Origin of the sequence: Nostoc sp. FACHB-152 (assembly GCF_014697475.1) — a bacterium.
Lineage (GTDB): Bacteria > Cyanobacteriota > Cyanobacteriia > Cyanobacteriales > Nostocaceae > Nostoc_B.
The window spans coordinates 17897-33622 of sequence record NZ_JACJRV010000044.1 but is presented as its reverse complement, the minus strand read 5'-3'; the positions used below and the strand labels follow the sequence as shown (position 1 = coordinate 33622).

The window sequence follows — 15726 nt, the reverse complement described above, 5'->3', positions numbered from 1 at the left end:
CAATAATTATTTCTTTAACCAACTCAGACTATTGACTTTAGACTTTTGACACTTGACTCTTAACCAATGGCTACTCAAACTCCTAAACCTAAACTTATTACTCAATTACTCCCTTGGCTGGATGTACTAGCAATCACAGCTTGGGGCATTTTGATGCTGAAATACTGGCTAACAGGCAAGCTAAACTTGTTGATTCACCCGAATTACTTTGGTTTGGTGGTGGTGGCTGGTATTTGCTTGATTATTGTCGGGTTATTCAAAATTCATGAACTTTGGCAGCGTCGTCGCCGTGATGTGATGCCAAATATCCAGCATATGACTTTGTTTCCGCCTGGTTGGGGTGGTGCTTTATTGTTGACGGCGGCAATTTTAGGTTTTATTATTACACCCCAAGTTTTTGCCAGTGATAAAGCACTAAATCGCGGTGTAAGTGATTTACTTGGAACCTCACGCATTAAGCCTCAAGCCTTTCGCGCTTCGATTCGTCCAGAAGAGCGATCGCTTGTAGACTGGGTAAGGACACTCAACGTTTATCCCGAACCAGACGCATATACAGGACAAAATGCCAAAGTTCAAGGATTTGTGATGCGTCCCCAAGATTTAAGCAAAGAATATTTATTCATAGCCCGATTTGTTCTCTCATGCTGTGCTGCGGATGCATATCCCGTAGGATTACCCGTGAAATTACCAGCAAATCAAGAACAATATCCCCCTGATACTTGGCTAGAAGTCGAAGGACAAATGGCTACCGAAACTCTTAACGGCAAACGTCAACTAACCATTGTGGCTAACTCTCTCAAAAAGATTCCGCAACCCCAAAATCCTTATAGTTATTAGTCAATAGTCAACAGTCCAAAGTCTATTGACCATTGACCCTTGACCCTTGACCCTTGACAAATGACTACTAAAACAATTATCCAACCACTAGACCGAGTAGCGATCGCTGTAATGCTGCTGCTGAGTTTGCTGATTGGCTTCATCATCTTCCAAGGTGATGTCGTTGCCCCCCGCGTCCGTGACTTTACCTGGAAAAATCAGCAAATTGGCGCAGAAGATATTGCTTTTAGCCTCACCTTTAGCCGTCCAATGGACACCAAAAGCGTTGAGGATAACTTAAAAATTGAGCCGCCTCTAGCAGGAAAAATCAGTTGGGCAGGCAGGCGGATGGTTTATACACTGTTAACACCTGCTCCCTATGGCACAAATTATAAAGTACAGCTACAACAAGCCAAAGATAAATTTGCTCAAAAAGAAGGTAAAAATAAACCTATACAGCCCTTTATTGGGAATTTTCGCACACGCGATCGCGTCATTCTGTATATAGGGGCAAACCCCGACGAGCAAGGGCAATTAGTTCTTTACAACTTAACCCAAGAACAAAAAAAGGTACTTACCCCCAAAGACATCACGGTAATGGACTTTAAACCATTTCCATATGGGGAAAAAATCTTATTTTCGGCCCGCTCTGCCACTAACGATGATTTACTTTCAGCCCAGATATACACCGTCACAACAGGAATTGCTGGAAAATCAGACACCAAACCAGAACCCGCAGGTAAAGTTGACCTGATTTTAGATAATAAAGACTACCAAAACCTAAAATTTGACTTATCCCCGGATGGAGAAACTATAGTCGTTCAACGCGGCAATAAAAATAATCCTGGTGACTTTGGGTTGTGGTATATGCCCACCACCTGGGATAAATCAGCAGCTAAACCCACTCCCCAACGCCTGCAAAGCCAACCAGGGGGAGATTTTATGATCACTCCTGATAGTAAAGCCGTTGCCGTAGCCCAAGGTCAGGGTGCTGCTATCTTGCCACTACAAGGTGATGCGAATAAACCCTTAGACTTTTTGCCCCAATTTGGTCTAGTGCAAGCTTTTTCTAAAGATGGCTCCCAAGCGGCAATGGTCAAATTTAATACAGATTACACCAGGGATTTATTTTTAGTTACCAATCAAGGTATCCAAAAACCTTTAGTAAAAACTACAGGTTCGATTATTAGTTGCCAATTTGATCCCGCCTCACCTACCCTGTATTGTTTGTTGACACAGTTAATCACAAAAGCAGAGTATGTAGAGCAACCTTACTTAGTGGCCATCGACCTGACAAGTGGACAGCAAAAACCCCTGCTAGTGCTACCTGTCGATCAGCGAAATGTCGAAATGAGCTTATCACCTGATGGACTAGGTTTGTTATTCGATCAAGTAGTAGCACATCCTGATAACGTACAAGCACCTGCAAATACCCTAAAAACAGATGATGGGGAAGCGATCGCAACTAGCAGTCTGTGGTTAATGCCACTGTTACCTATTGCTGATGCCGCAATCACCACAATCAGACCAGAAAAGCTCCCTCTAGTTGGCTTCTATCCTCGTTGGCTACCGTAATAGGAAGCAAGGGGGCTAGGGTGCAGGGGTGGAGGGGAGAAATCAAGAGCTATATTGCCATCTGCCCCTCTGCCCCTCCGCTTCTTATGTGATGTCTCATATCATGTCCGGCTAAATACAAGTGATTCGATACATCTGTGCAGACAATGCAAAACCTTCTCCTCTGCTCCCCAGCCCCTCTGCGTCCTTAATGATATGTCTTTTACCGAACACGATATCAAACCCCTGTTCCCTTACAAGCGAGGTGTTTGCTAAATTATATACAGCGCAGATATTTATCTAGCGCGTGAATTTTTGCCAGGCAGCTGTTACTACCAAATAATTGTTTATCTAAGTCAATTCAGATAAAACCCTTGTCAAGCATCTATGCTGAAGTCCGTACATTGTAACATTTAAACTATAAATCCTTGTCTAGCCTCAGGTTGACGGGTAATAAGTTCTTAATGTTATAACGTCATCAGTCCTAGATGCAAAATCGGAACATTGACTAATGACTGGTGACTCATGCTTGGGGAAAATTCAACTTGGTTTCTAAATTAAACACTGAGCAAACACAGTTGAGCGGCAATGCTCAATTTAGCATCGCTGATTATCTTTAGGCGGGTGGGTCAAGAGTGATGAATGAAGCTGACACCTCAAACAACAGGGCTGTAATGGAATCTCTCAATTCTGCTAACTCGCTACAACCAGAGCAGGCTAGCTGTCCTTTTTACTCAGTTGTGCCTTCTGAAAATCTGGCTATGAGGCAATTGCCACTCCTCAAACCCGCACCAGAGAAACAACCTGATCCGCAAAATCCTCAATCTCCTGAAAATGTTACCCAACAAGAGTGGGTAGCAGAACCAGACAGTAGGCAACAGGCAGTAATTGATGATGAATTTCAAAAACTGCTGGCATTGAATGAAGAACTGCGTTCAGCTAACAATGAGTTGTATGAGCAAGTAGAGCATCTCAAAGATGACTTAGCTGAGTCAGAAAAAGCATTGCAGTGGCAAAAAAGACGTTATAGCGTCACTGAATCAATGCTCAATCAGCAAGCGCAAGAATTAATTGCTGCCCAAGAGCAAATTCAGTCACTATTTCAACAGTTAGACACTGCGGCACAAACCATTCAACATCAAGATACTCTGATTGAGACGTATAAAGCACAGCTACAAATTAGTCAACAACGTCTTGCTCAATTAGAACGAGAATGTGCGTTATTACAAACTAACTATAATGAACAGTCTCAGCAAGTATTGCAGTCAGAAACTACTTGTCGAGAGTTACGTACTCGGTTGATGCGCCAACAACGCCAAACGCTGCAATTTAAAGCAGCTTTAGAAAAATGTCTAGAACCTCCGGCTGCCAAAGACGACTCCCCAGAAGAGACAGGTACTAACTCTTACAACAGCCCTACTAAGCAAAGCAGATTTTCGAGAAAAGCACGGTCTTTATTCCCTAACGTGCAACCAATTAGACCTTGGTCAGCAGAACCAGAATCTACTGCTGATAATATTGCCAATTCTTGGGGTGAACCTTCAACCCCACCTTCACCCAGCCATAGTAGCCCTGTGCCACCGACATCCTCACCTTGGGACTGGCCGACTCAGGAAGAAACACCCGACCCTGTTGAACCTGCTGCTACCTCAGAAATCGATGATGAGCCAACCACATTAGAAACTACTTCATCAGGAAGTTCAGCAAAACTAGATGAGCAAATAGATAGTCTCATCCAAATGTTTTTTGCCTCTCAGCCTGGAACTTCAACCTCTGCTACTAGTGAAATAAATGTCACCAGTAATGAAGCTGATGTACCCATTTGGGAGACTAGGAAGGAAAATGATGAACAATCAGAAATTCCTCTAGAACAGCAATTGGAAGTTTTAGTTACAGAAAATAATGATCTGATTACTGTGCAGAGTTCAGTAATAGAAGAGTCTACAATTTTACCGGAAAATAATTCGCCAATTTCTTTTACTTTGCCGTTGACCAAAAAGATGCCTGAAGATCCAGAAAATTATTGGTCAGAAACCGCAACCGAGAGTACTGAGGAATTATTAAACACAGAATTACCTCAACAGGAGACTGATGACTTGAGCAATGAGGCTCAATCACCGTCACCAGTGGTGTATCCTCAACGTCCGCCTAAGGGGCGTAAATCGTTGGCATCGGTGGAATTACCAAACTTTCGTCCCAATAGTCAAAATAATTCGTAATTCTTAATTGAGTTTGGTAGGGTGTGCGATCGCGTCAGTGTAATGCACAATCAGATATTTGCGGCGCGTTAGGACTAACGTCCATAACGCACCCTACTCAATTACGAATTAAGAATTACTGCTTCTGGGTTCACTGTTGACGTTTGATTTGACGATCGCGGTTTTCCTGTGGTAATGGCGTAGCGAATTGTTAATAATTGTAACCACAATGCCGGATTACGGGGTTCTAACCAAGGTTTAATTCGGCATAAAAAGCGGGGGAACCAGGAACTCAGCAAGGCACGAACTAACGCATAGCGACCAAAGTTAAGATAATTACCTACCCATCTAAATAAATCTCTAGGGCCAGCTAGTTCCCAAATCCACAACAGCAAGGCGGGGTTTTTGCGGGCGGCTTTTAGTGCCAAGCGGTTAAAGGTTAACCAATTACATCTATCTTTGATGAAGTTATCCGCAACCTCTGGCGGTTCATCGGCTAATAGCCCAAAGAAGGTATTCAGCATGGAGTTAATGCGCTGGGGAGCAATGAATTTTCCTGTCGGAACCATCATGCCTTTAGAAAATAGCCAAGTAACTGAAACATTACTTTGGTAAGCCCGAATTTTATTTAAGTGGCGGGAACTTAATAAATCATGTTTGAGTGCGGTATCCAATAGCGTTGTCAAACGTTCTAAGTTCCGCACCAACGAACCAAAACCCGTAAACACTAGGGGAGACTGAAGAGACGCAGCATCACCGATCGCAATTAATCTATCAAAGGCAACTTTGCGATCGCTACTACTTAAACTAAAATGCCCTGGTATGTAGCCAAATGTCGGTTTTTTCCACACCAGTTTATCCATATCGCAACGGCGGTACTCTGGCAGAATCGAGAAAAAGTCCTCATACATTTCCAAAATAGAACCAGGATTATCGGGGTGAACTTCGTGGTAATGAAATAAATAAATTGTTAGTTCCTCACCTGCACCGGGAAACAATTCCCAAATTAACTGTCTACCGCGCGAGATATCGCCGTGGCTGTACAGAACATCACCATATTGAGAATCCCAAACTTGTGGTTCAAATCCCCCATCAATAACTGCGCCCACCGTGGGACATACGCTATCAAAAGCACGACCGCCATTTAATTGCCATGCGATAGGAGAAGCGGTTCCCATTGCATCGACTAATAATCTTCCGGTGACTTGCTTTTGTTCTTGGGTTGGTAAATGCTTGAGTGTAATAACAACTTGGGAGTTGTCAATATCTGCACGTATAAACTCAGTTTCGTCCCAAATGTCGCCACCCGATGCACGCAGCTTTTGACCACATATTTGCAGCAATTTTTCGGAATCTAAAGCTACATTTAATACTGTGGGTGTGTGGAGAATAGGCGATCGTAATTTCGGCGGATTATTCCCATCAAAAAATTTATTAAATCCGTCTTTATATTCCCTAACAATAATACTTTCTAATTCTGTGGTTGTTAGCAATCCCAAATTTAGTAAGCTTTGTAATTCATCACGAGAAATATTCCATTCGCGGTTCATGCGTCCAAAAGGCAGACGTTCCACCAATAGCACTTTATAACCCAGTTTGGCCATAACTGCTGCATGAATTGCCCCTAGTGCGCCACCGATATAAATCAGGTCGTAATCTAATTTTGGATTTTGGGTTTTAGATCCTGGATTAGAAAAGATTACCTGACGCGGTGCTTTTGGATTAATAACACCTTCTCGCCAGCGTTGCTCCCACCAATAGGCACGTTTCAGGTCATATTCCCCATTGGGCATTTTCTGAAAGTATTTAACTGTAAGTGGGTAATATCCAGCTAGTGCTTCAAAAATGGATTTTTGGGATAAATCAATTGCTGGTGGTTTTGGGTATTGATGCGGAAACTGCCTTCTAATATCTATCTTGAGACGTAACAATATTTCCTTCTCGTGAGGGAAAGGCTGATCTGACCAACGGAAGACCTTTAAATAAGAGGTTCTCTGCACTGACCAGACAAAAATAGAAAGTTCCGTCGGTAATTTTTCGGAAATCAACTGGTCAGATGTTGTATAGTCTGTAGGTAATTTCAGGCACAAGCCGTCTGGAGTCAGTGATTTCTCCCCAAATCCTGGTTGAAAATCTACTTGCAACCAACGACGTACAACTGCCGTATCTGAAATTGGAACTTCTAAATAAAGGATTTCTTTCATGTGTTGCTGACTTCTCCGCTCAAAATACTCATTTCGACAGATTTCTTAATGGCGAAAGAATCGATACAATCCGCCCTACTACTCAAATAAAGACTCTGTAAAGAAATTTTAAAAAATTTTCAATTTTTTTTCATTTTGTAACTTTATAAACCCACGCCATGAATTATCCCATTCCAGACAGTCCTCAAGACATTCTTGCCTTACAACAAAAGCCAGTTGATGAAGAACTTGTTGCTTCTGCGATCGCAGGAGTAATTAAAATTGTCCGTTCTCAAGGTAAATCTTTAGAAGACTTAACAGCGCAAGTCCTTGAAGATGATCCCTTATTAGATCGTCAGCAAAGACGCTGGCTGAGTCAACTGCTGGCTCAAGCCTGGGAAAGTTTTACATAGAGGTTAGAGGTTAGAGGCTAGAGGCTAGAGGCTAGGGATTAGCATTCTGACACTTCCGCCTCAAAGGCTCAACGTTCCAGTAAAAAGACTGAAACTTCACCCTCAAAGGCTCAATGTTCACCCTTTGAGGCTCAACATTCGAGTAAAAAGGCTAAAATTTCACCCTTAAAGGCTCAACGTTCAAGCAAAAAGGCTGAAACTCCACCCTCAAAGGCTCAATATTCACCCTTTGAGGCTCAACGTTCAAGCAAAAAGGCTGAAACTTTACTCTCAAAGGCTCAAAAAATTAATGGTGTTAAATAACTCTTCAGTACACAAGATCCCTGACTTTTTTAAAAGTCGGGGATCTAAGCTTTCTAGTTTTCTGCTATTAGGCAACACTTTGAAAAATTTGTGCGACAGTTAAATTTAGTTCTGGGAAAGTTTGTGAGATGATCCGCTCATTATTTCGGAATTGCTGAACTTGGTATTCCTCATCAACTAACGAGTAAACCGAGATAGTGGGTTGTTTAGGATTGCCAATAAATCGCCTCCCGCCTAAAGCAGCATAATCGACAATCCAATATTCGGGGATACCTACCGCTTCATAATCAGCAGCTTTTTTTAAATAATCATCTCTCCAGTTGGTACTCACCACTTCAATTACTAAGGGAATTGATTGAGCAAAGCTGACAGTTGATTCTTTTTTCCACCGAGGCTCATTGACTAAATTAGGCTGATTTAATATCAGCACATCTGGTGAGTAAGCTGATTCACCTTCTAATGGTTTGACAAACGCTGTTTTGGGAATAAAGTAAGGCAGTTTTAAACGTTTATATTCTGTAACTATTTCTCCAACTAAAAATCCAATAAGCTGTTCATGGTCGCCTGTTGGTGGGGGCATCTCAACAATTACTCCGTCATGCAATTCATAGCGTCGCTGTGGGTTTTCTGGATACCAAGCGATAAATTCATCAAATGTAACTAGTTTACGTAAGGTTTGAGTCATCTGTTATTAGTTCCTTGTCTGACAGCATTTTTCAGTTGTGTACAGTACACGTTTTAAGGAGAGAGGCTAGAGACTAGGGACTAGGGGCTAGACTCATTTAGATGAGAGAGGCTGTATTACTTAGTGCGGAGTGCCGAGTGAAAACACTAGCCCCCAGTCTCTAGCCTTTAACCCCTAAACCTGTAATGCCGCCTCTGCTTGGGAATGTAATAACAAACCATATTCCAACCCCTCAACCACTGCTTGATAAGAAGCTGCCAAAATATTGGTTGAAACCCCAACAGTCGTCCAGCGTTGATGGCCGTTTCCTGACTCTACCAACGCTCTAGTTTTTGCCGCCGTTCCCGCGTGTCCGTCAAGAATTCGGACTTTATAATCGGTCAATTCAAAAGCGGCAAGTTGGGGATAAAAATTAACCAAAGCCTTGCGTAATGCTGCGTCTAAAGCTGCAACGGGGCCGTTACCTTCTGCCGCTTCTAAAATATTCTGACCGTTGACGGCGACTTTCACCGTGGCTAAAGCACTGCTGGCTTCCTTACCTTCCACTAAGTCACAGTGAACTTGAAAGCCTTGAACTTCAAAAAATTCTTGGCGCGCACCCAATGCTTCATACATCAACAGAGCAAAACTCGCTTCGGCGGCTTCAAATTGATAGCCTTGGCTTTCTAATTGCTTCAAGCGATGGAGAATTTGCCGTGCTTGGGGTGTTTGCTTATCTAATTCAATGCCAAAAGTCCGGGCTTTGGCGATGACATTACTGAGTCCTGATTGTTCAGAAATGACTATGCGCCGACGGTTTCCGACTTGTTCGGGCTGAATGTGTTCGTAAGTCAGAGGATTGCGTTCTACTGCTGAGACATGAACCCCGCCTTTGTGAGCAAAAGCAGAACGTCCCACAAAAGGTGCGTGTTCATTAGGAGCAAGATTTACTACTTCACTGACAAAGTGACTTGCTTCTGTGAGTTGAGTAAGCTGGTGTTCTCCAATACAGCTATAACCCAGCTTTAGCTGTAAGTTGGGAATCAAAGAACAAAGGTTGGCATTGCCGCAACGTTCACCATAACCATTAATTGTTCCTTGCACCATTGTTGCCCCAGCCATGACAGCAGCTAGGGCATTTGCTATTGCTAAATCTGAATCATTATGAGTATGAATGCCTATTTGGGGAATTGTTCTTTGTTCTAGGTCATTTGTCATTAGTTTTTGACAAATGATAAATGACAAATGACTATTGACTGTTGCTACACTTTCACTCACTTCATGAGGCAAAGTCCCGCCATTTGTATCACATAAAACTAACCATTCAGCCCCAGATGCGATCGCTGCTTCTAATGTCTGTAAAGCATACTCAGGGTTTTGCTTATAACCATCAAACCAATGTTCTGCATCATAAATCACGCGTCGCCCATGCGTGCGAAAATACTCGATAGTATCGCGGATCATTGCCAAATTTTCTTCTAAAGTTGTCTTTAGACTTTCTGTAACGTGTAAATCCCAAGATTTGCCAAAAATCGTCACCCAGCGAGAACCCGCAGTTAAAATTGCTTGTAGCATTGGTTCAGCCTCAGCAACCGTATTGGGACGACGCGTAGAACAAAATGCAACAATTTCTGCTTGTTTTAGCGGATCTTCTTGGAGTTGCCAGAAAAATTGAACATCCTTCGGGTTAGCACCAGGCCAACCACCTTCAATAAAAGGAATCCCTAGTTGGTCAAGTCTCTTGGCAATGCGTAACTTGTCTTCTATGGACACCGACAGCCCTTCGCATTGAGTGCCATCCCGGAGTGTAGTGTCATAAAGCCAAATTTGAGGAGAGGGATTTGTGGTCATAAGACAAGATCATGCGAGACAACTATAGAAGAAATGTGCCAATATACAACAAAAAGGCAGTTTGGTAATTCAAATATGCCCAAGGTACTAGCTCAAGGTCAAAAATCAGTGTGCTGGGCTATATGTTCTACGCCGCTTTCAGATTAGATTGGAGCATATAGAAACAATTTAGGGTCAAACTACAAAAAACTTTGCAGCAAAATGGGATTGACCTCTCAAACGACAATGCTAAATTCTGCACTATTCTTAGCAAGGCGGTGATGGTGCTGGTGCGGTCGAAACAAGATAATGGATTGAGGGCTAATTAGCGTCACAAAGACAGCGATCGCTTTCTTTTCATTCTCATACAATAGACCTGCGTTTAGCCCGTCAAACAGAATATTTTACAGATTATTAGGTCAGGGCTATCGAAGAGTTTGGAAATCAAAAGGTTAGGTTTAAAAGGAGCAAAACAGTATGGGTAGATGGACACCGCTTATTCTGATGGGTGGAGGCTTGGCAATATTATTGGGTACATTGCTAGGTATTAACTTTCCAATGGGACAACAACAAACAGCCAGTAATAATACTCCAGGCGGCAAAACATCACGAGTTCTCCCAGCCAATATTAATGTTAATAGCACTGCTCCCAGTAGTCGCAGCGCAAGCGAAGACAGAGCCAGCACTACCCAAGAAAATAATACTACCCCTGAAGCTAGGGGCGGCAGAAGTGTCAGGCAAGAAAATCTAAGTCCAGCTGAGCGCAATACATCTGAGCGTAGAACCAGCGTTGCTCAAAATACCACTCCCAGCGAGTCATTTTCAACTCCTGACAATACAGATACAACCACTAGAGAAGTACAGTCAACAGAAAGTCAATCAAGTGATACATCTGTTAATGATAACGAGTCGGCTAGAGAGCCAATTCGGGCTTTGTGGTAGGAACGAAGGCAGGAGGCAGGGGGCAGGAGGCAGGAGTAAATTTATAACTCAGAACTTCTCACTCCTAACTCAGTTAAAATTAGTCATTGGTTACAAGTTATTAGCTATAAGTTATGTAGTTGTGTACTAATGATCAATGGCTAATAACCAATGACTAATGACTAATGACTAGTGACATTTTAATTATTGGTGGCGGTGTTATTGGCTTGGCGATCGCCGTCGAACTCAAACTGCGCGGGACAAATGTCACCGTGCTTTGTCGTGATTTCCAGGCTGCTGCTACCCATGCTGCTGCGGGGATGTTAGCACCAGATGCAGAAATTATCCAAGATCAGGCAACGCGGGAGTTATGCTGGCGATCGCGTGCCTTATATCCAGAATGGACAAGTAAACTAGAAGATTTAACTGGTGTAAGTACTGGTTACTGGGCTTGTGGAATTTTGGCTCCTGTTTATCAACAACCCACATCTCCTACGCCGCATGAATCACCAGCTTACTGGTTAGATCAGCCAGCTATTCATCAATATCAGCCAGGATTAGGAAATGATGTCGTCGGTGGCTGGTGGTATCCAGAAGATGCTCAAGTTGATAATCGCGCATTAGCACAAGCACTGTGGACAGCAGCTAAATCTCTGGGCGTTGAATTCAAAGATCACATCACAGTAGAAGGAATAATCCAAAAGCAAGGGCAAGTAATTGGTGTCCAAACAAACACAGGCTTAATTCGTGCCAATCACTATGTTTTAGCGGCTGGTGCTTGGTCAAACCAATTGTTACCTCTGCCCGTGAGTCCTCGCAAAGGGCAAATGCTGAGTCTCCGATTACCCGATTCTGTCCCGGAATTACCTCTCAGACGAGTTTTATTTGGGGAAAATATTTACATCGTGCCGAGGCGGAATCGCTCAATTATTTTGGGTGCGACTAGTGAAGATGTCGGTTTTACTCCCCATAACACCCCAGCCGGGATTCAAGCTTTACTTCAACAAGCCATCCGCCTCTACCCGCAATTGCAGGATTATTCTATTCAGGAATTTTGGTGGGGTTTTCGCCCAGCTACCCCTGATGAACTACCGATTTTAGGAACTAGCCATTGTGAAAACTTGACTTTGGCTACTGGTCATTATCGGAATGGCATTTTACTCGCGCCTGTCACAGCAGAAATCATTGCGAATTTAATCTGCGAACAAAAATCTGATTCTTTGCTGCCAAATTTCCATTATTCTCGCTTTCATACCAAGCAATCTACCGCCCCTATGCTCACTCACTCTGCCAATTTCACCAACGGCCATCGTTCAATATCACCACTCCCCATTCCCAACTCCCCACTCCCCGACTCACCACTCATCATTGCTGGCAAAACCTTCCAATCTCGCTTGATGACGGGAACAGGGAAGTACCGCAGTATCGAAGAAATGCAGCAAAGCATAGTTGCTAGTGGCTGTCAAATTGTTACCGTAGCAGTGAGGCGGGTGCAAGCTAAAACCCCTGGTCATGAAGGTTTAGCAGAAGCACTAGACTGGTCAAAAATTTGGATGTTGCCAAATACTGCTGGTTGTCAAACTGCCGAAGAAGCGATTCGGGTTGCTCGTTTAGGACGAGAAATGGCGAAACTGTTGGGGCAGGAAGATAATAACTTTGTCAAATTAGAAGTTATACCAGATTCAAAATATTTACTACCCGATCCGATTGGGACGCTGCAAGCTGCCGAACAACTGGTGAAAGAAGGGTTTGCTGTATTGCCATATATCAATGCTGACCCGATGTTAGCCAAGCGTTTAGAAGATGTTGGCTGTGCCACAGTTATGCCTTTAGCATCACCCATCGGTTCAGGACAAGGTTTAAAAACAACTGCCAATATTCAAATAATTATTGAAAACGCTAATGTGCCAGTCGTGGTTGATGCTGGTATTGGTTCCCCCTCAGAAGCCTCTCAGGCGATGGAACTAGGTGCAGATGCCTTGTTGATTAATAGTGCGATCGCTCTAGCGCAAAATCCACCTGCAATGGCTTATGCTATGAATTTAGCAACAGTCGCCGGACGTTTGGCATACCTAGCCGGTAGAATGCCCATCAAGTCCTACGCTAGTGCTAGTTCGCCTGTAACTGGGACAATTCACACTTAACAGTTAATGGTCAACACTCAACAGTTATAGTAGTGGACAGGTAACAGGTGACAGGGTTAAAAGTCTTTTGCTGTCTAGATTGTATCCTTGTACCAGTGTCCTAATAAAAGTGGTTATTGCTATAACTGTTGACTAAATGTAAACATTTGTCGCTGATAGAGAGAGCAGACAAGACCAATTTCTGTAACATTAGATAATAAATGTTCAGAATTGAGAATAAGGAACTACTTCATGCCCTATACAAATGAAGAAGGCGGTCGTCTTAACAATTTTGCTCAGGAACCAAAGGTTTATCGGGCAGAGCCTCCTACAGCCGCGCAGAAGCGTAACTATATCATCCTAGGGGTAGCCGCCACTGTTTTGGTTGGCGGCTTAATTTTTGTCGCCTTCTCCGTTTCTAATTTCAGTTAGCAAGAACTGTTTACGAAAATTGAATTTTCTTGTGGTGTTGCAGGTTCCCCTCTTCAGGGAACCTGTTTTTTGTATATAAATTAACAAGTTTAATAAGTATATTTGTGCAGCTATCGTTATATTATATTGGCAATACTTATCCTTAATATTGTTTGAGTGCTATATATTTTAATTCTGGTTAATAACTCCTTAAAGATAAAAATAAGAGTTAATTTTGCCAATGTAAACATAGTGGTAGTTAAGTAGTTTAGTTCATAATAAAATGCCTCAAATCACGGTAGTTTAGTAACAGCCTTAGCTTATCTATGATTTGCATAATCAAAATTTATCAACTTAATATCAAGCTACTACAGACCAAATAGTATGCTATTATAAAGTCGATATCGAAAATTGCTAAAAAATATTTAATAAACTTTAGACCAACATTCTCTGATATCAAAACTACGAAAAAAAATTTTATTGTTATCTAATTAAAAATTTTAAGCTGCCTAAAAAACAAATATTAAAAGTCTTTAGTTTTACGGTTCAAGACGTGAAATTTTTCCATTCTAAACACACAGGCAGAAGTTTTTTGCCATTGTTGGTGTACGCGATTAATTAACAAGAATTTGATAATTCCAGTGTATTAACTAAGAGAATCCACAATATGCCTTGGCAACTATCCTCTCAAATTCCGATTAATCCTGTCCATGCTGCTGTGGGAAAAACAGGTAAGGTATTGTTCTTTGCTGGTTCTGGTAATGATCCGAGTCCAGCAGCATATGAGAATTCCCCGGAAGGGGCTAGGCTTTGGGATCCTCAAAGCGGAGATTTCACCGCTCCCACGATTCCACGCGATAGAAATGGCAACCCGATTGACATTTTCTGTGCAGGCCATGCATTTCGACATGACGGAAGATTGTTGGTGGCAGGTGGCACGCTACAATATGATCCATTTTATGGTATAATAGATGTCTTTTTATTTGATTTTACTGGCAATAACGGCGACGGAAGTTGGACAAGAGTGTCATCAATGAATAGAGGCCGTTGGTATCCTACCGTATTAACGCTTGGTAATGGTAGAGTTTTGGCTCTCTCAGGTTTAGATATAAACGGTAACCTCGATCGCAACCCAGAAATATATAGTGCTTTTACTGGGTGGAGCATTTTTACACAACAAACCAGTAATTTAAGTTTATATGTACATTTAATATTGTTGAGTAGTGGAAAAATTTTTTATACAGGGGCGCAAGTGGGGGTTAATAATGGCGTATTACCACGTATTTTGACTTTACCCGCAACATTTGATGAGGCGATCGCCGAACAGCCAGTCTCTGGATTAGAAGTTCCAGAATATGGCAACCAAGCCGCCAGCTTATTGCTCCCACCAGCGCAAGACCAAAAGGTGATGATTATCGGCGGTGGTGATATAGGTGTAGCAACAAACAGAGTTAATATTATAGACTTCAAGGATAGTAATCCTACTTATACAACAGCACCATATCTCAATTATGCCAGAATGCACCATAATGCTGTGATCTTGCCTGACCGCACGGTATTTGTGTGTAATGGTAGCGGTAAGGAAGAAGATATAGGAGAATCCACACTCCCAGCAGAAATTTACAATCCACAGACGAATACCTGGACGGTGGTAGAGACACCCATTGTTAACGGCCGCGTCTATCATTCAATCGCGGTGTTGCTACCAGATGGCAAAGTAGTTGTAGCAGGGGGAAATCCTCAGCGTGGTGTTTACGAAAATCGCATAGAAATTTATAGTCCGGCTTACATATCGCAGCCAAGACCTTCAATTATTAGTGCGCCAGCGACAGCAAAATATAGAGCGACAATCATCATCGAAACAGATCAACCTGCAAGGAACATTAAATGGGTGCATTTAATTAAACCAATGGCTCCTACTCATGGTCTAGATACAGAACAACGGCTTGTAGATCTGCCGATTAATTCTAGGAGTGGCAATTCTCTCAGCGTCTATGTAACAAAAAATCGCAATCTGGTGGTGCCTGGCTACTATATGCTATTTATCGTCGATAACAATAATGTTCCTTCGGTGGCAAGTTGGATTCAAATAACCTAATGCTTTATAGCCCAATACGGTTCGGTTAAAGGGGAAAGGCGAAGGGGGAAAAGGGAAGAAAAAACCTTGAACCCAAACCCAGTAACCTTTTCCCCAAACCAATTCTGAGTTCAAAATGCTTATCCGAACCGTATTGCTTGATAGCCGAATTGCTAGTAAGAAAGCCAATTGCATGGTGAGCAAGTGCTGTGAGAGGATTAGACCAAACCATG

11 protein-coding genes are annotated in these 15726 nt (G+C 42.5%); 8 read left to right on the top strand and 3 right to left on the bottom strand.

Annotation, left to right across the window (positions count from 1 at the left end; all coding sequences use genetic code 11):
- Positions 1–66: 66 nt before the first annotated feature.
- The 3 genes from H6G76_RS23305 to H6G76_RS23295 all read left to right on the top strand — a co-directional run bounded on the left by H6G76_RS23305 (position 67) and on the right by H6G76_RS23295 (position 4589).
- Positions 67–837, top strand: coding sequence for a TIGR03943 family putative permease subunit (locus H6G76_RS23305; RefSeq protein WP_190706209.1), 771 nt, complete (start codon positions 67–69; stop codon positions 835–837).
- 60 nt (positions 838–897) lie between these two features.
- Positions 898–2391 (top strand): Ig-like domain-containing protein, encoded by a 1494-nt coding sequence (locus H6G76_RS23300; protein ID WP_190706206.1) that lies wholly within the window; start codon positions 898–900, stop codon positions 2389–2391.
- Positions 2392–3044: 653 nt separating this feature from the next.
- Positions 3045–4589, top strand: a complete 1545-nt coding sequence (locus tag H6G76_RS23295; RefSeq protein WP_242056495.1) for a hypothetical protein — start codon at positions 3045–3047, stop codon at positions 4587–4589.
- Between the two features lie 101 nt (positions 4590–4690).
- Here H6G76_RS23295 and H6G76_RS23290 read toward each other — a convergent pair whose 3' ends face one another.
- The gene (locus H6G76_RS23290; protein ID WP_190706201.1) at positions 4691–6772 is read right to left on the bottom strand and encodes an NAD(P)/FAD-dependent oxidoreductase; all 2082 of its coding nucleotides are present in this window, start codon (positions 6770–6772) and stop codon (positions 4691–4693) included.
- A gap of 158 nt (positions 6773–6930) precedes the next feature.
- Between H6G76_RS23290 and H6G76_RS23285 the strand changes: the two genes are divergently transcribed.
- Positions 6931–7164, top strand: coding sequence for a hypothetical protein (locus H6G76_RS23285; RefSeq protein ID WP_062287777.1), 234 nt, complete (start codon positions 6931–6933; stop codon positions 7162–7164).
- A 370-nt stretch (positions 7165–7534) separates the two neighbouring features.
- Here H6G76_RS23285 and H6G76_RS23280 read toward each other — a convergent pair whose 3' ends face one another.
- Positions 7535–8152 (bottom strand): Uma2 family endonuclease, encoded by a 618-nt coding sequence (locus tag H6G76_RS23280; protein ID WP_190706198.1) that lies wholly within the window; start codon positions 8150–8152, stop codon positions 7535–7537.
- A gap of 174 nt (positions 8153–8326) precedes the next feature.
- On the bottom strand, positions 8327–9982 hold the full coding sequence (gene cimA / locus H6G76_RS23275) for a citramalate synthase (protein ID WP_190706195.1): 1656 nt from the start codon (positions 9980–9982) through the stop codon (positions 8327–8329).
- A 456-nt stretch (positions 9983–10438) separates the two neighbouring features.
- On the opposite strand from cimA, the gene H6G76_RS23270 reads away from it, so the two are divergent.
- From H6G76_RS23270 to H6G76_RS23255, 4 genes are all read left to right on the top strand, one after another.
- Positions 10439–10903: a hypothetical protein gene (locus tag H6G76_RS23270; RefSeq protein WP_190706193.1), complete on the top strand. Its 465-nt coding sequence runs from the start codon at positions 10439–10441 to the stop codon at positions 10901–10903.
- A 164-nt stretch (positions 10904–11067) separates the two neighbouring features.
- Positions 11068–13026 (top strand): glycine oxidase ThiO, encoded by a 1959-nt coding sequence (gene thiO / locus H6G76_RS23265; protein ID WP_190706191.1) that lies wholly within the window; start codon positions 11068–11070, stop codon positions 13024–13026.
- A gap of 231 nt (positions 13027–13257) precedes the next feature.
- Positions 13258–13437 (top strand): photosystem II assembly protein Psb34, encoded by a 180-nt coding sequence (gene psb34, locus H6G76_RS23260; RefSeq protein WP_190706189.1) that lies wholly within the window; start codon positions 13258–13260, stop codon positions 13435–13437.
- 646 nt (positions 13438–14083) lie between these two features.
- Complete coding sequence (locus H6G76_RS23255) at positions 14084–15514, top strand: galactose oxidase early set domain-containing protein (RefSeq protein WP_190706187.1); 1431 nt, start codon at positions 14084–14086, stop codon at positions 15512–15514.
- The last annotated feature ends 212 nt before the right edge of the window (positions 15515–15726 follow it).